General features: G+C 36.4%; 15 protein-coding genes and 1 other RNA gene. 4 read left to right on the top strand and 12 right to left on the bottom strand.

Going from position 1 to position 19,480, the window contains the following annotated elements:
* Positions 1 to 1,548: an AAA family ATPase gene (locus CJF42_RS12375; RefSeq protein ID WP_095366981.1), complete on the top strand. Its 1,548-nt coding sequence runs from the start codon at positions 1 to 3 to the stop codon at positions 1,546 to 1,548.
* A gap of 1 nt (position 1,549) precedes the next feature.
* The gene (locus CJF42_RS12370) at positions 1,550 to 2,410 is read left to right on the top strand and encodes an HNH endonuclease (RefSeq protein ID WP_095366980.1); all 861 of its coding nucleotides are present in this window, start codon (positions 1,550 to 1,552) and stop codon (positions 2,408 to 2,410) included.
* Between the two features lie 539 nt (positions 2,411 to 2,949).
* On the opposite strand, the gene gcvP is transcribed toward CJF42_RS12370, so the two are convergent.
* From gcvP to CJF42_RS12350, 4 genes are all read right to left on the bottom strand, one after another.
* The gene (gene gcvP / locus CJF42_RS12365; protein ID WP_095366979.1) at positions 2,950 to 5,838 is read right to left on the bottom strand and encodes an aminomethyl-transferring glycine dehydrogenase; all 2,889 of its coding nucleotides are present in this window, start codon (positions 5,836 to 5,838) and stop codon (positions 2,950 to 2,952) included.
* Positions 5,839 to 6,080: 242 nt separating this feature from the next.
* On the bottom strand, positions 6,081 to 6,470 hold the full coding sequence (gene gcvH / locus CJF42_RS12360) for a glycine cleavage system protein GcvH (protein WP_095366978.1): 390 nt from the start codon (positions 6,468 to 6,470) through the stop codon (positions 6,081 to 6,083).
* A 46-nt stretch (positions 6,471 to 6,516) separates the two neighbouring features.
* Positions 6,517 to 7,596, bottom strand: a complete 1,080-nt coding sequence (gene gcvT, locus CJF42_RS12355) for a glycine cleavage system aminomethyltransferase GcvT (protein ID WP_095366977.1) — start codon at positions 7,594 to 7,596, stop codon at positions 6,517 to 6,519.
* A gap of 120 nt (positions 7,597 to 7,716) precedes the next feature.
* Positions 7,717 to 8,313, bottom strand: a complete 597-nt coding sequence (locus tag CJF42_RS12350) for an aminomethyltransferase family protein (protein ID WP_095366976.1) — start codon at positions 8,311 to 8,313, stop codon at positions 7,717 to 7,719.
* 130 nt (positions 8,314 to 8,443) lie between these two features.
* Between CJF42_RS12350 and CJF42_RS12345 the strand changes: the two genes are divergently transcribed.
* Complete coding sequence (locus tag CJF42_RS12345) at positions 8,444 to 9,289, top strand: LysR substrate-binding domain-containing protein (RefSeq protein WP_095366975.1); 846 nt, start codon at positions 8,444 to 8,446, stop codon at positions 9,287 to 9,289.
* Positions 9,290 to 9,470: 181 nt separating this feature from the next.
* Here CJF42_RS12345 and CJF42_RS12340 read toward each other — a convergent pair whose 3' ends face one another.
* The 5 genes from CJF42_RS12340 to CJF42_RS12320 form a co-directional block, all read right to left on the bottom strand.
* On the bottom strand, positions 9,471 to 9,899 hold the full coding sequence (locus CJF42_RS12340) for a hypothetical protein (protein WP_095366974.1): 429 nt from the start codon (positions 9,897 to 9,899) through the stop codon (positions 9,471 to 9,473).
* A gap of 143 nt (positions 9,900 to 10,042) precedes the next feature.
* Positions 10,043 to 11,242, bottom strand: a complete 1,200-nt coding sequence (locus CJF42_RS12335) for an FAD-dependent monooxygenase (protein WP_095366973.1) — start codon at positions 11,240 to 11,242, stop codon at positions 10,043 to 10,045.
* Positions 11,239 to 12,462, bottom strand: coding sequence for a 2-octaprenyl-6-methoxyphenyl hydroxylase (gene ubiH, locus CJF42_RS12330; protein WP_095366994.1), 1,224 nt, complete (start codon positions 12,460 to 12,462; stop codon positions 11,239 to 11,241). Before ubiH ends, CJF42_RS12335 begins: the two co-directional genes overlap by 4 nt.
* A 32-nt stretch (positions 12,463 to 12,494) precedes the next feature.
* The gene (pepP, locus tag CJF42_RS12325) at positions 12,495 to 13,793 is read right to left on the bottom strand and encodes a Xaa-Pro aminopeptidase (RefSeq protein WP_502694790.1); all 1,299 of its coding nucleotides are present in this window, start codon (positions 13,791 to 13,793) and stop codon (positions 12,495 to 12,497) included.
* Between the two features lie 104 nt (positions 13,794 to 13,897).
* On the bottom strand, positions 13,898 to 14,464 hold the full coding sequence (locus CJF42_RS12320; protein WP_095366971.1) for a UPF0149 family protein: 567 nt from the start codon (positions 14,462 to 14,464) through the stop codon (positions 13,898 to 13,900).
* A 183-nt stretch (positions 14,465 to 14,647) separates the two neighbouring features.
* Here CJF42_RS12320 and ssrS point away from each other — a divergent pair.
* Positions 14,648 to 14,830: non-coding RNA, 6S RNA (gene ssrS, locus CJF42_RS12315), on the top strand.
* 121 nt (positions 14,831 to 14,951) lie between these two features.
* Here the strand turns inward: ssrS and CJF42_RS12310 are convergent.
* The 3 genes from CJF42_RS12310 to CJF42_RS12295 all read right to left on the bottom strand — a co-directional run bounded on the left by CJF42_RS12310 (position 14,952) and on the right by CJF42_RS12295 (position 19,214).
* On the bottom strand, positions 14,952 to 15,182 hold the full coding sequence (locus tag CJF42_RS12310) for a hypothetical protein (RefSeq protein WP_170940595.1): 231 nt from the start codon (positions 15,180 to 15,182) through the stop codon (positions 14,952 to 14,954).
* Positions 15,183 to 15,669: 487 nt separating this feature from the next.
* On the bottom strand, positions 15,670 to 16,272 hold the full coding sequence (locus CJF42_RS12300) for a pentapeptide repeat-containing protein (protein WP_095366969.1): 603 nt from the start codon (positions 16,270 to 16,272) through the stop codon (positions 15,670 to 15,672).
* Positions 16,273 to 16,469: 197 nt separating this feature from the next.
* Positions 16,470 to 19,214, bottom strand: a complete 2,745-nt coding sequence (locus CJF42_RS12295) for a TonB-dependent receptor domain-containing protein (RefSeq protein ID WP_095366968.1) — start codon at positions 19,212 to 19,214, stop codon at positions 16,470 to 16,472.
* Positions 19,215 to 19,480: the final 266 nt, after the last annotated feature.

Raw genomic sequence — 19,480 nt, 5'->3', positions numbered from 1 at the left:
ATGGAATTAACGTTTAAAATAATAAAACACAAAGCTTACCCTCCGCAAACAGGTAGGTTGATTGCATATTTGTGTGAAGACAACTGGGACGACTACTTTTTTAAGACGACATTTTCATTGATTGTGTTCGATGAAAATGGCAAACAACATAACCTTGGAAATGTAAAAGTTGGTATCGCAGGCTTCGAAAAGGGCTGGGTCTCTGAGCAGCTAGGTTATAACCCTTTCGGTCACTTTAATGATAATGCATTTAGTCTAGGTCAAGACGAAGAGTACTATAAAAATATTAGAAGCCTACTGAGTGAAGCACTGGGTAATCAAATATTCGAAAAGCTAAATGATATAGCATATTCACGCAAAAGCTTTGATATAGCATTTGATGAGCCTGTTTTTAAAACATCGCTATTGCGCTCAGTAAGTACTTCTGTCATTCACGGACAGTTCTCTAGAATAATTAAAGATGAAGCACCACTATCTGAATTCGATTTTTCATATAAAAAAGCTCAAACAGATAAAAGTGCCCAAATAGATATAAGTTTTAAAGTAACTCCTGGCTCCTTGCCTTCTAGCAATATACACGTATTGATTGGTCGTAACGGCGTTGGTAAGACAACTTTACTAAATAACATAGTGAAAACAGTTATTGATGATTCAGCTGCTAAAGAAGAAGTCGGCGTGATGCTCTGCAAGCAAAATTATTGGCAAGAAACTGAGCTCCCTAAAGATTACTTCAGCAGTATATCATCGGTTTCTTTCAGTGCGTTTGACCCATTTATTCCTCCCCAAAATAGACCTGATCGAAGCTTAGGAACTTGTTATTTTTACATTGGTTTAAAGAAAAATGATGATGAAGAAACTAATGAGCTAAAGCATATAGACCTCCTCCGCAGTGATTTTGTAAATAGCTTAGCTGTTTGCTTTGGATTAGAAAGCAAGAAAAAACGGTGGTTAAGAGCTATTAGGACACTTGAATCTGATGATAACTTTGCACAAATGAACCTAACTAGGCTAGGAGATTTAGAAAGAATAAGCGAAGTTAAGAAGTCTGCTTATAACTTAGTTAAATTAATGAGTTCTGGCCATACAATTGTTTTACTCACAATCACCAATCTAATTGAGACTATAGAAGAAAAAACATTAGTATTGATTGATGAACCTGAAAGCCACCTTCACCCTCCACTATTGTCTGCCTTTACGAGAGCTTTGTCGGATTTGTTAGTGGATAGAAATGCAGTGGCAATTATTGCCACACATTCTCCCGTTGTTCTGCAAGAAGTGCCTCAAACCTGTGTTTGGAAGTTGGAAAGAACAAGGAATGAGGGGGCATCGTACAGGCCTGAAAACGAAACTTTTGGAGAAAATGTTGGCGTATTAACCCGTGAAGTATTCGGCTTAGAAGTCACTAAATCTGGCTTTCATAATTTATTGATTGAATCGGTTAATGAAGGCAAAAACTTCGATGAAATAATAGAGCTTTATAAAGGACAATTAGGATTTGAGGGCCAAGCAATTCTCAGAGCACTAATAGCAAATAGAGAGGCTGGTTAATATGCGAGCCCTTACGCCCCCTCAACTTACTTTTACTGATGTATTAAATACTTGTGTTGATAGTATTAGCTGCACAACACTCACCCAGAATATTAATGCTATCAATCCACAATTAATCAATGCTGTTCAAGACTTTGTTACAAAAGCTACAACTGCTGATTTATTTCAAATTCAACCTTTTGCTGGTGTAGATGCCGATCTTGTTGTTGGCCAAGTAACAAAAAAGGAGTTAAAAGGACTTTATACACACCATATGGTCCCTGCTAAAAAACCTGCTAGGCAGTATTACGATCAAATCATGATGCAAGCTCCTCTACGAATTTGCCCTTTTTGCGGGTTTGGGCAAGTTACAACGCTAGACCATTATTTGCCTAAAGCTAAGTTTCCACTGCTATCAATCTTTCCAAAAAACCTAGTTCCTAGTTGTGCCGATTGTAATAAAGGTAAAAGTGCAGGAATAGCAATATCGAAGAATGAGCAATGCTTACACCCTTATTTTGATCAAGGCCACTTTGTAAATGAGCAATGGTTGTTTGCTGAAGTCATTAATACAACCCCTGCAACAATCAGGTTTTTTGTGCAAGCACCAAACCATTGGACAGCGGCAGATCAAGCTAGAGTGAATAGTCACTTTGATGACTTTAAGCTAGCTAAACGTTTTAGCATTCAAGCGGGAGATGAAATATCCAATTTAAGAGGTGAATTAGATATAGATTTTCAAATAAATCAGCAAACAGGTGTAGAGCAAGCTTTACTAAAAAAACATGCTGGAGCATCACTACAACATACAAACGGTTGGAAGACAGCAATGTATCAAGCATTAGCTGCGAGTAATTGGTATTGTAGCGGTGGCTTTAAATAGTTTAACTGTAGTAGTTTAACTGTAGTAGCTCATATCAGATCTTACAGTTTCGATGAATAGGTTTGGTCTTCATCTGACAGTCAGTTATGAACAATCAAGAGTTGGTTGCTATCATTTACAACGATTTGAACATTTCTACAAAGTGGACGTTTAAATAATTCACCCCTGCACAAAAGGGTTAACTTGGTTTATACATCTTCACTTTATAAATCAAAATTCCTCTCCATATGATTTATAAAACACAGACCTTTAAATCACAATTCGATATAAAGTGATTTATAACGAACAAAGGTTTAAATCATTCATACTAAAAATCAACAATAGCTATATCAAAATATTACTCTAACTAAAACGCAGACTATTTTTTTTGAAAGTTCATTGTAAATCTAAATTTAGCTGTTAATGGGAAGAGGATAAAAAATTACAGGCTTTGAGAAGTTATTGAAGAGTAAATTATTAAGCAAAAAAATAGACAAACCGAAGTTTGTCTATTTTTATATACATTGTCTGAATTTTATATATTCAGACACAAACAAAATTTAATCTTTATATGTCTCCACTGCAGGACAAGAACAAATGAGGTTACGGTCGCCGTATACGTCATCGATACGGTTAACTGTTGGCCAGAACTTGTTAGCGGCTGCTGCTGGTACTGGGAATACTGCTTCAGCGATCGTGTATGGACGATCCCAAGTATCAGTAATATCGGCAAGTGTATGTGGTGCATTGTGTAATGGGTTGTTATCTTCAGCCCACTCACCTGAACCTACTTTAGTTACTTCTTCACGAATAGAAATCATTGCTTCAATGAAGCGGTCTAATTCAACTTTAGACTCGGATTCAGTTGGCTCAATCATGAAAGTACCCGCTACTGGGAACGACATAGTTGGTGCGTGAAAACCGTAATCCATTAAACGTTTTGCCATATCTACTTCTGTTACACCTGTTTCAGCTTTGATTGGGCGTAAATCAATAATACATTCGTGAGCAACACGACCGTTGGCACCAGAATATAAAATTGGGTAATGTTGACCCAGCTTATGGGCTAGGTAGTTAGCGTTTGTGATTGCATATTTGGTTGCATCAGTTACGCCTTTTTTACCTAATAAGGCAACGTATAGGTAAGAGATACATAAAATACCTGCACTACCATAAGGTGCTGCTGAAACTGCACCGTTACCTTTAGTTTCTTCATTTACATTAATTAATGCGTGATCTGGTAAGAAAGGTGTAAGGTGAGCTTTAACACCGATTGGCCCCATACCTGGACCACCACCACCATGTGGGATAGCAAAAGTTTTATGTAAATTAAGGTGAGAAACGTCAGCACCAATATGACCTGGTGACGTTAAGCCAACTTGAGCATTCATGTTTGCGCCATCAAGGTAAACTTGACCGCCATTGTCATGAACGATATTACAGATTTCTGCAATTGTTGTTTCGTATACACCGTGTGTAGACGGGTAAGTGATCATGATACATGATAAGTTATCGGCCATTTCTGTTGCTTTAGCACGTAAATCGTCCATATCAACGTTACCTTGCTTATCACAATCAACTACGACTACTTTCATACCAACCATCTGCGCTGATGCCGGGTTAGTACCGTGTGCAGAAGATGGGATCAAACAAATGTTACGATGCGAGTCACCACGGCTTTCGTGGTATTTATGAATCGCGATAAGACCTGCGTATTCACCTTGTGCACCCGAGTTTGGCTGCATTGAAATATTGTCGTAACCTGTTAGTTCTACTAACCAGTCACCTAACTCGTCGATCATTTTTTTATAACCAACAGCTTGGTCTACTGGTGCAAACGGGTGCATGTTTGCAAATTCAGGCCAAGATACAGGAATCATTTGCGCTGTTGCATTCAATTTCATAGTACAAGAACCTAATGAAATCATTGAATGATTAAGTGCTAAATCTTTGTTTTCTAGTTTTTTGATGTAGCGTAACATTTCTGTTTCGCTATGGTATGAGTTGAATACTGGGTGAGTTAAAAAATCAGATTCACGTACTAATTCAGCTGGGATAGATGTGCTACCGTTTGCAACAATTTGTGCGTCAAGTGCTGCTACGTCTAAGCCATGATCTTCACCTAATAAAATATTAAATAAAGTATTGATATCATCACGTGTCGTTGTTTCATCTAATGAAATTGCAACTTGGCCATCTACATCTGTACGTAGGTTAGCGTTATTTACTAATGCACGAGCTACTACTTCGCCTTTGTTAGCTACAGAAAAAGTTAATGTATCGAAGAAAGTGCTATTTACTGGTGCTAAACCTTTCGCAGTAGTACCAGCAGCTAAAATATCTGCTAAACGATGAATACGGTTAGCAATTACTTTTAGGCCATCAGGACCGTGATAAACTGCGTAAAATGCAGCCATATTTGCTAATAACACCTGAGCAGTACAGATATTTGAGTTGGCTTTTTCACGACGGATATGTTGCTCTCGCGTTTGCATTGCCATACGTAATGCTGCGTTACCGCGTGTATCTTTTGATACACCAATAATACGACCTGGTAATGAACGCTTATGCTTATCACTTGTTGTAAAAAATGCTGCATGAGGACCACCGTAACCCATAGGTACACCAAAACGCTGAGTAGAACCAATAACAGCATCGGCGCCAAGTTCACCTGGTGATTTTAACATTACTAAGCTCATGATATCGGCAGCAACTGCAACAACACCTTTTTTAGCTTGTAAGTCTTTAATTAAACTAGCGATATCTGTAATTTGACCTGTCGCACCTGGGTACTGTAATAAAGCACCAAATACGTCTTGATTTACAGCATCCGCAGCTGGTGCAATTACAACGTCAAAACCGAACATATCAGCACGTTGTTTTACTAAATCGATTGTTTGCGGATATACGTCATCAGCGATAAAGAATAAGTTTGATTTTTTGTTTTTAGATACGCGCTTAGCAAGTGCCATCGCTTCTGCAGCAGCTGTACCTTCATCTAATAATGAAGCTGATGCTAAATCTAAACCAGTTAAGTCAATACACATTTGTTGGTAGTTTAATAGCGATTCTAAACGACCTTGTGCAATTTCTGGTTGGTATGGCGTGTACGCTGTGTACCAGCCTGGGTTTTCTAACACGTTACGTAAAATTACGTTAGGTGTAAGTGTACCAAAATAACCTAAACCAATATAAGTGTCGTTAACTTTGTTTAAGCTAGCAACGGCTTTTAAATCTGCTAATGCTTGAACTTCAGTTTTGCTTTCTTCTATTGCAGGAAGATCAGCTAAACGAATATCCGCAGGTACGATTTCATTGATTAATGCGTCAACAGATTCAGCACCAATGTCGTTTAACATGGCTTGTGTTTGCGCTGCGTCAGGGCCGATATGGCGGCGAATAAAGTCTTGCTTTTGCTCTAACTGCTCAAGAGAGTTGGCGTTTGACATTAGTCCAGATTCCTATGATACAAATAAAATAATTCATACTAGTTAAAAAATGTTTAAAACCAGCTAATAAATAGTCTAATTAAAAATTATAAATAGACCCTTTTAAAGTTTAAATACCAATTATATTAAGGGGTTAACACTTTTTACTGGTGTATATTAATATAATAGGTATGTATCTTTGCCGTAAAACAGCAAAAACATAAAAGCCTCTACAAATAGAGGCTTTTTAACAACGAAAGTGATTAGTCTTCATCGATTGAATTTTCGTAACCTTCAGCGTCAAGTAGGTTATCAAGCTCTGACTCATCAGATGCTTTAATACGAAATAACCAACCGTCACCGTATGAATCAGCGTTTACTTGCTCTGGTGCATCTTCAAGTTCTTCGTTGATTGCTACAACTTCACCCGTAATTGGTGCATAAATGTCAGAAGCTGCTTTTACTGACTCAGCTACTGCACAATCTTCACCAGCGTCAACTTCGTCACCAACATCTGGTAAATCAACAAATACCATGTCGCCAAGAAGTTCTTGTGCGTGCTCACTGATACCTACAGTGTAAGTACCATCACCTTCTTTACGAACCCATTCGTGAGACGTTGCATATTTTAATTCCCTAGGGATATTGCTCATTTTTATGTTCCTTAGTTCTATATTTAGGCTATTAGCCCATAATTCATTAAATTATTGATTTACCGTTACGTACAAAGCTAGGCTTAACTACTTTAACATCAACTAATTTTTTACGCATTTCTACTTGTGCAGTTTCGCCGACTGTTTTTGGTACACGTGCAAGTGCAACACTAAAACCTAACGTTGGAGAGAAAGTACCTGATGTGATCACACCTTCACCACCATCAACAACTACTTTACTACCTGCGCGTAAAACGCCTTTAGCTTCTAATACTAAACCAACAAGTTTATCGACACCTTCCGCTTTTTGTTTAACAAGTGCTTCACGGCCAATAAAGTTACGCTCTTGTGGTTCCCAAGCAATCGTCCACCCCATGTTTGCAGCAAGAGGTGATACAGTTTCATCCATATCTAAACCGTAAAGGTTCATACCGGCTTCTAAACGTAACGTATCACGTGCGCCTAAACCTGCTGGTGCAACGCCTGCGTCTAAAAGTTTCTGCCATAAATCAGCTGCGTCATCGTTATGAACAACAATTTCGTAACCTGCTTCACCTGTGTAGCCAGTTGTAGCAATAAATAATTCTCCAGCTTGAACACCAAAGAATGGTTTCATGCCCTCAACAGCGGCAACTTGATCTGCATTTAAAATTGTAGCAGTTTTTTCTTTAGCATTAGGACCTTGCACTGCAATCATGGCAAACTCTGGACGTTCTGCAACTTCAACCGAAAAGTTTTTTGAAACTTCACCAATCCATGCTAAATCTTTAACACGTGTGGCTGAGTTTACAACTAAACGATACTCAGTTTCTGAGAAAAAATAAATGATAAGGTCATCAATTACACCACCGTCATGATTAAGCATACCCGTATATAGTGCTTTACCTGGAACAGTAAGTTTAGCAACATCGTTTGCAACTAATGTGCGAAGGAATGATTGAGCATCAGCACCTTTAATATCAACAATTGTCATGTGAGAAACGTCGAACATACCTGCATCTTGACGAACAGCATGATGCTCTTCAATTTGAGAGCCATAATTGATTGGCATTTCCCAGCCGTGAAAATCAACCATTTTTGCGTTTGATTCTAAATGCTTTGCGTGTAGAACTGTTTTACTTGTCATAATATTCCTGCACTTTATTTAATATCCGGGTAATAAAAACCAAACGGACTGTGGCCTCTAAACGAGGGGAATAACATGGGCCGCGATTATACATAAGATATGCATAAGGAGCACATATATTTAACTATTTATAAAACCTAATTTTGTAAATTCTTGTTGCCAATTAGCTAATTCTGTAGGGCTGGCAAGTAATTCGTAACTATTTCGCTTATCTGCATGAATTGCTGTTACAAATACGCGTCCACTTTGTGCGCCAAAGCGTTGTTGTGAATTTGATAAACGTATTCCTGGCGTAAACTTAAACTGATCAACTAATACATCAAATGCATCATCACCGCTCACTAGCATGACTTCTAAATCTGAACGATTAATAATATCGATATCGTACATATCTTCAAACGGAGATAACCAAGCATTAAATAATGCAAGTTGTGTGGTATTCACAATAATGCGATAGGCTGATTCTGAAAAATAATACACATCAAGTTGTACTTCAAAATCTGTATTTTTAGGTCTTAAGGTACTTTGTATACCCATGCCTGGTACGGTTAATTTAGCAACATCAGAATCTAAAATATGACGTAAAAAAGGCAATGCTGCACTTCCGCCAATATCCAACACTTGTTTTTGTGGATGAAGGGTAAAGTTATTCGCATTTTTAATTTGAGTATCAGAAGCTAATACATGATTCGCAAACATCGTAGTATTAATGATCATTACAGTGCCTTTAATGATATTTTAGAATATTTAAAAATTATATTGCTGCTTAAGTGCAACAACAAATTGTAATTTTAAATATATTGATAAATAATGCTTATATTATTCGGTCGATAAATAGAAAATACTAATGAAAAATATTCCAACAGATGCTTTACGTGCATTAGTTACTGTTGTTGAAGTAGGCGGTTTTGCCAAAGCAGGCGAATTATTATGTTTATCTCAACCAGCAGTCAGTTTGCAAATTAAACGATTAGAAGAATTACTCGGAAAAAAATTATTTAAAAAACAAGGACAAAGACAAGTACTAAATCACCAAGGTGAAATTTTACTACCACTTGCTAAACAAGTTTTACAAATGAATGATTCTATTTTGCACAAATTCAGTTCTGAATTACTCACTGGTAAAGTGCGTTTAGGTATTCCAAGTGAATTTGCCGCCAGTATTTTGCCGTCAATTATTGCAGACTTTGTTTCTCTTTATCCCGATGTATCTTTGGAAATAAAATCCGAATTAAGTAAACAATTGATGCATATTAGTAATCGAGAGCAGTTTGATTTGGTATTAACCTGTAACGAACAGCTTGATCATTCTGATAACCCAATTTTTATGGAAGATGAATTAGTTTGGGTTGGTGACTTAAACGTATCATCTGACGATGTTATCTCATTAGTTGTTGCACCTGAAGGCTGTTTATATCGTAAACGTGCCATCAATGCGCTAGATAACGCAGGTATAAAGTGGCGTATTGTTTATACCAATGCTGATTTAGCCGGTTTAACCGCTGCATTAAAAGGTAATTTAGGCATTACAATATTAACAAAACAAACTGTACCATCTGAACTTAATCATCAAAGAAGTACCGCTGTTTTACCGGCATTAGGCAAGATTGGTATTAGTTTAATTAAAAGAAACCAACATGAAGATCAAGCAGTTGATAAATTAGCTGAATTTATTACACTAAGGTTGAAATAACAGATCTGCTACGCAGTTCTGTTAATGGCAACTGCGTTGCAAATAATAAGTGAAAACCAACATGCTGATCTATTTTAGGTAATCATCTAACGTCCAGCTAAAAAGTGAACCAATGCGACGGGAGGTTTTCTTCGAAAATGGCGTGAAAGCTTGATGAATCTTAATTAAGCAGTTTGTTAGCTTACTGTTGCTCACCACTTAATTGATACGCTAACGTCTTATCCTTAAGCAATTGATAAATAATACTAACTTCAATTAACTCAAACATTTTATTCATTGATACTTCATGTGTACTCAGCATAGGTTGTGCTTTTTCTTGTAACTGAGAATTCGAAACATTAAAAATGCAATCTATTACTTCATAATGTTTATATTCTTCATCATCAATTAAATATTCAAGATAGTACTGTACAGCTACCCTAAAATAATTATCAGCTTCAACCTCATAATATTCAGAATAGATTTCAACCCTGTCAACATTAATATGTTCATCCAACTTACTATCAATACAGGTAATTTTTAGGCAATCAAAAATTTCTTCAACTGTTTGAGCTTCACTATTTTTTATCCGATTATTTATGTTATTTACAATATCAATAAATAGTTCCACTTGATCTCCTACAGGAAGTTAACAATTAATAGATTCCCGATAGAAAAACTCGGGAATGACATGTTTTGGTTTCTTAGTTGCTTTAAATAACTTTAATTTGTCTTTCGCCACGTAGTGGCCACCAGTAAAGCTGTGCAGCAGATTTACTTGCCTAAAGCACTTTTACCAAATATGTGTTTTAACGGGCCTAGGTTGTCCACTATATTTAACCCAATACCCCGGATCAACTTTTTGACAGGGTTTTGCCCTTCAAACAATTCTTTTAAACCTTGCATCATGGCAATATGCAGTTGAGCATCTGATTTTCGAGTACGTTCATACTCTCGTAATACTTTATGAGGTGCAAACTGCGGTTTCTCGACCCTGCTGCTAATAGCTTCATTTTGTGATCCTTCACTTAATAAATCTATCATTAAAGCCGCATCTTTTAAGCCTAAATTCATACCTAAGCCCGCTAGAGGATGAATTGTATGTGCTGCATCACCCATTAATACAACACGATTATCTAGCCATTTTTTACTGTAGCGCATGGTTAAAGGAAATGCTGCACGTTCACTGACCACTTCGCATAAACCACATTGACCATCAAAATGTGCCATCAATATTTTATTAAACTCTTTATCGCTCAGTGCTTGCAGTTTTTTTGCTTTTTCAGGTGAGGTAGACCATACGATTGAATGGGTATTTTTTTCTGCTAAAGGTAAAAATGCTAATGGACCATCAGGTAAAAACACTTGTCTTGCTACATTATCATGTGGTAATTGCGTTTTAATGGTTGCAACAATTGCGTGGTGGTCGTAATCCCAAAAGGTAATTGGCATTTTAAAGAGCTGACGAATATTTGAGTTTGCTCCATCGCAGGCCACCAGCAGTTTAGTAATAATCGGCTGGCCACTTTCTAATGTTAGAAACACATCATTTTCAGATTGATGAATTTCAGTATAGTGGGTATTAAATATCAATGTAGCGCTGGCTTGCTCATTTAATTGAACAATAAGCGATTGTCGAATGACATCATTTTCAACAATATGACCTAAATATTCAGTATCAAAATCTGCTGCTGTAAATGAAATTTTGCCAAAAGAGTCTTGATCTCTCACATCCATTTTTTGATAACTTTGTGCACGAGTGGTTATAATACCTTGCCATACATCCAGTTTTTCAAATAACGCTTGGCTTGCAAGGCTCAAAGCACTCACTCTTAAACCAAATTCATTACCTACTTCTATATCACCTGATGCAGAATCTAATACAACAACTTCTATTCCTGCTTTAGCTAAACCCAAAGCGAGTGTTAATCCAATACAACCTGCGCCGACAATGCATACTTGGGTTTGCATCATGATAGGTATTCCTCAACTGAGCTTGATGATAACTGTGGTTTTATTTTACCCATAAGTTGTTTTGCTAATGCTTGCTTTATGTCTGAGCATAAATCCATACTAACAAGCCCAATACTGCGAGTAAGTGCCAACATATGATATGAATTTGAAAATAAACGCACTAAGCCATCGGTTAATGTTAATACCGTATCCAAATCTTTTTTACGCGCTAATTCAAAAGCATGCAGCACTTCAAAACAGCCAATATCTTTATTGTGTTTTTGGGCTTGTTCAAGTTTAGTGACCAAAGTTTGTATATCGCGTAACCCTAAATTAAAGCCCTGCCCTGCTATGGGGTGAACTAAATGGGCTGCATTACCAATTACTGCTACACGATGTTGCACAATACGCTCAGCTCTTCCTAATGCTAATGGATAACATGCTCTCATACCGACTTGTGTAAACTGACCCGCGCTAAACCCAAATGCATTTTGAAGTGCTTCTAAAAACTTATTATCTGGTAATTCAAGGTATTCTTGAATTTGCTCTGGAGATTGGCACCACACTAGTGAATATCGATTTTGGCTCATGGGTAATAAAGCCATAGGGCCAAATTGCGTGAATCGCTCAAAAGCCTGATTATTATGTCCACCAGCCACTTCAATATTCGCAATCAATGCTGATTGCTTATAGGCTTGTTTTTTAAAGTCTATATGCAACAAAGCGCGACTAACCGATTGACCGCCATCAGCCACAACAACTAATGAAGATGATAGTTGAATACCTGATTTAAGTTCGATCAATGCTAAGTCTTGAGTAAACCTGTGAGTAATAACCTGATCAGGACAAAATAATTTAATATTTTTTATATCATTAAGTTGCTGATGTAAAGCATGACCAAAAGGCTTAACCTCAGCCACATAACCTAACGCATCTAACTGATATTCCTGAGCGGTAATTTTTGCTTTGCCAAAATGCCCTTTATCCGTTACTTGAACTGTTTTAATGGCTTCACAATAGTTAAAATTTTCATTAAATAAATTAAATTTTTTAAGATATTGCGCTGATTGTTGTGCGATTGCGATACTGCGATCATCAAAACTTGGTTGATTTTTCTTTGTGGCTTCAATTGCTTCAACAACCGCAATCTTGAGTTTCGGGCATGATTTAGCTAAACATAAAGCCTGTGATGCTCCTATTAAACCGCCACCGATAATAACAATATCAAAATGATGTGTGATTTTTGATAACTCTTGCACTTCTACTCCTGCCACTAAGCCATTAAGCCTTCTATTTCATCTATTGTTTTAGGTAACGATTGCGTTAAATTTTCGTGGCCATCAGCTGTGATTAAAATATTATCTTCAATGCGAATACCTATGCCTTTAAATTGCTCTGGCGCTTTAGAGTCTGCAGCAACATAAATTCCAGGTTCTACCGTTAATACCATATCCGGTTCAAATACCCGCTCTTTTTCATCTTGTTTATATTCGCCTACATCATGCACATCTAAACCTAACCAATGCCCTAAACCATGCATATAAAAAGCTTTGTAAGCTTCATTGCTAATAAGTTCATTAAGGTCACCCTCTAGTAAACCGAGATCTATCATGCCTTGTGTTAATACTTTCGTGGCTGCAACTGATGCTTGCTTTAAGGTGGATCCAGGTTTGTAAAATGACATAGCTGCAATTTGTGCATCTAAAACAAGTTGATAAAGCTGTTTTTGTGGCGTCGTAAACTTTCCATTTACAGGGAAGGTACGTGTAATATCGGCGGCATAACCTTCAAGCTCACAACCTGAATCAATTAATACTAAATCGCCGTCGGCTAATATATCTGAATTTTCTGTGTAATGCAGAATATTAGCATTATCACCTGAACCTACAATGGTGCCATAAGCCGGGTAACGTGCACCGCTCATTGCATAATGATGATGAAGCTCTGCTTCTAATTGAAATTCAAACGCACCTGCTTTTGAATATTTCATTGCTCTAATATGCGCTTGTGTACTTATTACAGCAGCTTTACGCATTAATTCAACTTCGTTTTGCGATTTAAATAAACGCATTTCATGTACTAAATTACGCACATCTTTAATCACTGTTGGTGCTTTATAGCCTTTTTTAGGACCTCCGCGTAACGTATTTAAAAGCTGCCAAATTTTTTCATCAAATTCAGCATAGGTACCTTGACCATAATAAAGCGTAGCGTGACCGCTCACTAATGTAAGTAAATTATCTTTTAGATCAGATAATGCAAAGGTTTGGTCAAATAGAAATTCAGACTGGGCGCGTTGTGGACCTATTCTTCTGCCGCACCAAATTTCAGCTATTTTATCTTTATTACGACAAAACAAAGTAGATTGGTTTTGAGCGCTTGGTGATAATACTAAAACAGCTTCGGGTTCTAAAAAACCTGTTAAATATAAAAAGTCACTGTCTTGACGAAATGGAAACTCGGTATCTCTACTACGTGTTAACTCAACGCCTGCAGGAATAATAGCGATTGAATTGTCATCCATTTTTTTTAATAAATTATCACGACGATTTTTAAATTCAGTTATGTTCATTATTGTTCCAAAAGTCTTTGTCGATATATGAGTGCTACAAACTGACAGTTACCCAAAATAAAAAATTCACTAAGTGATCTTAATGAAGGTTTTAAGAAAATCTATTAATGTAATGTTTTACTTTGAGGTGCGGCACTTTTATTACTTTTACCTAGCTCAGAAAAACATAAAATTGTTGAGATACGTGCATATTCAATAATTTCATGTAAAGCTTGTGCGTCATCTTCAGTTTCGTCAAAGTGAGTGTCTAATTTACTGATCTCAGTAAAGTCGGTGATCACTTCTTTTACATCTGCTGATAACTTACCGTAATTTTTCTGTTTTAATCCAAAACCTAATAAGAAACCCGAAACCCAAGCTACCAACGCATTTGCTTGGTCTGATTGAGATTCGTCTTCATGGGGGAGGTATAATTCAAATGATAAGTCGTCTTTATCTAAATTTGCTGTTACTAATTTATAAAAGTCAGAAAAAAAAGTTTTTAATTCACAATTAAACTTTTGTCCTTCATTAAATATATCGCTTAAAATTTGTAAATATTCATCGCTTTGAATTTCTAAACCACACGCTAATAAACCACTAATTACACCATGAACTTCAGAGGGCATAATATGAACTTCATTTTGCTCTAATACTTGCTGAGCTTCTTGGTAATCTTCAATTTGATTCATGACGAATGTTAAACCTGATTTTTGTTCTCTGAATATTTATTAATGCTACCACTGGGCAAAGTGCAAAACCACTAAATTGCAGTAGCTTGAATAAATAAACAACCATTTGTTTATATTAGAAGCATTCAGAACAATTATTTGAAAAAAATGTAGAGGTTTTCTGCTACTCCTATATACTTAAATTGTTCCCTGTGATGTAGGCGTACAAGTTACGTCCCTGAGCCGATAAACTTTTTACCAGGAATTCAGTTTAACCTTCTATTGAGCAAGCTTGGCATGTACCGAGAAGCCTACGGAAGGCATCTGATATCCGACCTGAGCCATTGGGTTCAGGACCAATACTTGAAACCGCGTCTTGGGGAACATCTTCTTTAGTCTTTCTTTATGTTACATTCCTGTTAAAATTTCACTGATAATTTATTCCGTTATTTAGTTAAAATATTTTTTATCTTTATATAATAAAACAGTATGGAGCTTATAGTGAAACTTAAATTAAACAAAAAAAATTAAAAAACCTTTCAAATGATAATAAAGCGCTACCATTAGATATGACACCTATATACCCAAGCCACTTCAAGATGTGAGGTTCAGGACTGCTGAGCAATTCATGATCTAGGCGCATCTTTGCATTAATGGTTACTCCCTTAAAAAAAGATGGACCGGCAATATGCTCCTGCATTGCTCTAGTACCTACATCCATGCAAGCAACAACGAGCATGATTTGCTCAGAACTCCCTGTAAGGTTGGTTTATAAATACTTTATGCAGCGTTATTGATTTTGAAAAGGGAATAACCATGTTCTTCAATCAATGCCTTGCCTAAAGCATTTCTAATTCCAACTGAATCCTGCATCTTGAAGTGGTTTGGGTATAGTAGGTGCAGCTGCCGTTCGACAAACAATAACCTGCTCTGGCTGCCGTCGAACTCTCAATGCTTAATAAAACGGAATAAATGCGTAATATCAACGCATTTATTTTTATTTCAGTTACCGCTATAGTATGAATTGAATATATTAGAACAATCTCTTGCTAAAACCGACCTATCAAAAACATCTTTCTTAACTAACTAAGTTAACGCCTAAAGAACTTTATAATCCAACGGCTTAGTGCCTGTAAAATGTCTCCTTCTCTACTTTGTTTCGATTAATATTGATATCGTAATTTAATTGGATACACAATTGAATTTAATTTTTATTAGAATCTATCTTAATCGACCAAGTTAATACCTAACGAGTCTAATAATTTCACAGCTTCATATCGACTAAATGTTGCCTGTTCGACTTTATTCCTAGTGATATTAATATCGTAATTTATTGCATCTGTAAATATAGCGCCTGTTAAATTAGTGTTTGAAAAAAGACTATTATTTAAGTCAGTATCACTGAAGTTTGCTTTACTAAAATCAGCTTCACGAAAATCAACATCATGTGCTCTACAAGATTTTATTTCTATCTCTGTTTGGTTCAAATCATAAAAAGAACTTGAATTGATCATGCACTGATTAAACTTTAATGCAGAACCTAATGCCAAATCACGCCAATATGCTTTAGTCCAATCAACACCCAATAGTTTACATTCATTGAAAATAACATCTGAAAACTTACTATTGTTTACTACTACTGAATTGAGATTGCATTTATCAAAGCTACAATCGATAAATTCACAATTTCTAAATAACCCATTGCTAAAATCACATGCTATAAATTCACAAGAATCGAAGGTTTTATCAATAAATGATATGTGGTTACAGCTTTGTTCATTAAAAGTATCATTGTAAAATTCTTGCTCATTTGACGTTAAATCAGACATTTATTTTCTCTTTTATTTAAAGCAATATTTTATTGACTACTATTGTATTTAAATAAATAAAAATTACACTTATTATGCGAATCTACTAATTTATTTCAATGGCTATGAAAATAAAAAAAGCCTAACTAAAAGCTAGGCTCTGGGTGTCTATAATCCAGGGGGAGAACTAAGACTAAAAGTTGCTAAATCTTTATTAACTAGAAAGTTTGAGTGAAACCAACAGTGAATACGCGTCCACGGATATCGTAAAGCGAATTGATTGGATCTCTTGGATTTTCATTTTTTGCACGAGGTGGAGTCTTATCAGTTAAATTTAATATACCAATTGAAAGCTTACTATTCCAAGGTGTATGGTAGTTATACGATAAATTATGGCTTAAATAGCTATCTAATGTATCTACAACAATATCAGCCGTATCAGTTTCGTTACGTTCTGTATTTTCCATACCCGCTAAGTAAGTTGATGCCAGTGATACAGAATGATCATCTAAGCTCCAACCAATCTGCACAGTTACACGATTTTCAGGGCGGTAAAATGAATTTGAACGATCAAATTGACCTAATTCATCTTGACCTAATACGATTGTACCATCAGCATCTACAAAACTCGTTTTGAATTTAATCATATGAGTCCAGTTCATATCTAATGAAATATCGCCCATTTCTGTTTCGATATTACCATTAACGGTCCAATCTATGCCGGCTGTTTCACGATGTCCTTGGTTTGCTTTAGGTGCAACAATTTCATCAATATTATTACCACCACGGTATGTAATACTCACACCAGGTAATTTACTTGAAATATCAGCTCCTAGACCTTCTTTCTCCCATAGAATGATTTGTTGAATTTGGATCATTTCTGTACTCATAGTATCAACACGTTGGTCGATATCTAACGTCCAATAATCCAATGTTGTTGACCAACCTTCAGCAAACTGCCATACAAAACCTACGTTAGTATTTTCTGATTCTTCAGGCTGTAGATTCGAGTTACCACCTGAAGTACCCCAATAGTCATCAGTGTAATTACAGTCTTCAATTGAAATACCTTCTTGGTAACATTGAATGTAGTTTTTATCATCTTCAATGTGGCCACGAGATCTTAAACCATATAAGTCAGTTAATAATGGCGCCTGGAAACCTGTTCCCATTGAAGCACGTAATAACAAACTTTCTATTGGACGATAACTTGCTTTAACAGCTGGATTAAAAGTACTACCAAAATCACTGAAGTCATCATAACGAGCAGCAAAATTTAGTTCCATGCCATCAATTACAGGCACAACTAATTCAGCAAAAGCTGATTCAACAGTACGTGACCCTTCACCACCACTACCACCGTTACCACCAAGTACTAAACCTGCTTCAGCTTGCCCATCTACAAATGAATAATAAGTATCTCTAGTATGTGAAGCACCCACATATGCAGACATAGTACCTGCTGGTAACTCCATAACATCAAATGATACACCACCGTTAATACCTAACTGAGTCGTAAAACGTCGTTTATCAAAGTTTGCACGAACAGAGTCAGGTGGAGTTGCATCTGGATCTCGAGGATCCCAACCAGACCAGTTACCATCAGCATCTTCAGAACCTACAGCTGCGGTTAAAGCTGTTCGACTAGTATAATTAGTACCCCATGTGAAAGAATCATAACGTTGATAACTTGTATTTAGATCCCATGCTGCATCACCAATACTTCCTTCTAGGCCAAGCGTAAAATCAAAAGTACTATCTGAGTGCTCTGCAGTACGATCGCCTAATGTATTTAGACGGTAACCAAACCAACCACCATCATCTATAGCAGTTAAAGTAAGGTCAGTGCCATCTTCAGTTGTAATTGAACGCTCAGGTAGTGCATGATCTGTAGGGAACCAAGCAGGAACAGCAGCTGAAATGTCACGTGTTTCTGCATTCATCCATAAACCACGTGCGTATAGTTGAATGTCATCAGTTAACTCATAAGTGAAGTTAGCCATTAATGAATCACGACGTTGCTCAGGCGTTAGCTGTGCAGATTCTGTATAATCATATCCACATACTATGCTATCAGTACCGAAAGGGCCCATAATAGTGCCGGTACCGTTACCAGTGTTGTATACATCACAGTTATTTTGTGTATTTAATGCTTGGCTATCCCAGCCATTACTAGCTTGTTCAACAGTACGACCAGTACCACTAACGCCGTGCCAGTTACCTCTGTTGTTAGGATCTAATCCCTCTTCGTTTAATTGTGCTGTTGCATAATCAAAATCAGACATATAGATTGCATCTTTTTCATAATGCTCCCATGAGAAAACCATATTACCTTTTTCACCTGAAAGGCCACCAGTAAAAGTAAAGCTCTGTGAATCAGCACCACTTACACTATCTGGAAACTCACTTTTAGCAGTTAATTCAACACCTTCAAACTCTTTTTTAAGTACGATATTAATAACACCGGCTACGGCATCAGCACCATATACTGATGATGCACCATCGGTTAATACATCAATACGTTCAATTGCTGCATTTGGAATTAAGTTTAAGTTAGATGTACCACCCGTTACTGGTGATTTAGACATTCTTACACCGTCAATAAGAATTAACGTTTGACGAGAGTCAGCGCCTTTTAAAGCCATAATTGACATTGAAGCCCAACCATTATTTGAAGTACCTTCAAATGAACCAAAAGGGTTTAATGATGAATTACGTAAAACATCAGATACAGTTGAGTAACCAGTGCCTTCCATAGAAGCAGCCGAAAAAGAAACAATTGGTGATGCTGCTTCCATATCTACACGCTTAATGCGAGAACCCGTTACTGAAATACGCTCTACTTCTTCAGTAAAATTCTCTACAGCAGCTGTTGAAGTTGCAGAAAATGAAAGCATTGATCCTATGCTCAATGCAACTAATGATCTTTTATATTTATCTAAACCAAACCCTGAACGATTCATGTTAACTCTCTTGTTTTATTTATTGCACTTTCTCGTTTAAAGCCAGTGCAGTTATTTTCTGAGTGTATTTATACAACAATATATTGTATATTATCTACAAAAATTAACATCAAGTTACAACTTCTACATTTTTAAAAGAAGAAAAAGACAAAAAAACACATCTAATCACCTGAAAATAAACATAAAACATACAAACAATAAACATTGTATATTTTATATAACCTAAGTGCATAAAATATAACCATTAGAAATAAACGGTAATTCAA

Source organism: Pseudoalteromonas sp. NBT06-2, assembly GCF_002276045.1.
Lineage (GTDB): Bacteria > Pseudomonadota > Gammaproteobacteria > Enterobacterales > Alteromonadaceae > Pseudoalteromonas.
Note: the sequence above shows the minus strand (reverse complement) of the source record. Positions and strands in the feature narration are given on the sequence as shown.

What these genes read in the sequence shown, in the direction of transcription:
- CJF42_RS12375 (WP_095366981.1), top strand. Translation starts at nt 1, where the DNA reads ATGGAATTAACGTTTAAAATAATAAAACACAAAGCTTACCCTCCGCAA.
- CJF42_RS12370 (WP_095366980.1), top strand. Translation starts at nt 1,550, where the DNA reads ATGCGAGCCCTTACGCCCCCTCAACTTACTTTTACTGATGTATTAAAT.
- gcvP (WP_095366979.1), bottom strand. Translation starts at nt 5,838, where the DNA reads ATGTCAAACGCCAACTCTCTTGAGCAGTTAGAGCAAAAGCAAGACTTT.
- gcvH (WP_095366978.1), bottom strand. Translation starts at nt 6,470, where the DNA reads ATGAGCAATATCCCTAGGGAATTAAAATATGCAACGTCTCACGAATGG.
- gcvT (WP_095366977.1), bottom strand. Translation starts at nt 7,596, where the DNA reads ATGACAAGTAAAACAGTTCTACACGCAAAGCATTTAGAATCAAACGCA.
- CJF42_RS12350 (WP_095366976.1), bottom strand. Translation starts at nt 8,313, where the DNA reads ATGATCATTAATACTACGATGTTTGCGAATCATGTATTAGCTTCTGAT.
- CJF42_RS12345 (WP_095366975.1), top strand. Translation starts at nt 8,444, where the DNA reads ATGAAAAATATTCCAACAGATGCTTTACGTGCATTAGTTACTGTTGTT.
- CJF42_RS12335 (WP_095366973.1), bottom strand. Translation starts at nt 11,242, where the DNA reads ATGATGCAAACCCAAGTATGCATTGTCGGCGCAGGTTGTATTGGATTA.
- pepP (WP_502694790.1), bottom strand. Translation starts at nt 13,793, where the DNA reads ATGAACATAACTGAATTTAAAAATCGTCGTGATAATTTATTAAAAAAA.
- CJF42_RS12320 (WP_095366971.1), bottom strand. Translation starts at nt 14,464, where the DNA reads ATGAATCAAATTGAAGATTACCAAGAAGCTCAGCAAGTATTAGAGCAA.
- CJF42_RS12310 (WP_170940595.1), bottom strand. Translation starts at nt 15,182, where the DNA reads ATGCTCGTTGTTGCTTGCATGGATGTAGGTACTAGAGCAATGCAGGAG.
- CJF42_RS12300 (WP_095366969.1), bottom strand. Translation starts at nt 16,272, where the DNA reads ATGTCTGATTTAACGTCAAATGAGCAAGAATTTTACAATGATACTTTT.
- CJF42_RS12295 (WP_095366968.1), bottom strand. Translation starts at nt 19,214, where the DNA reads ATGAATCGTTCAGGGTTTGGTTTAGATAAATATAAAAGATCATTAGTT.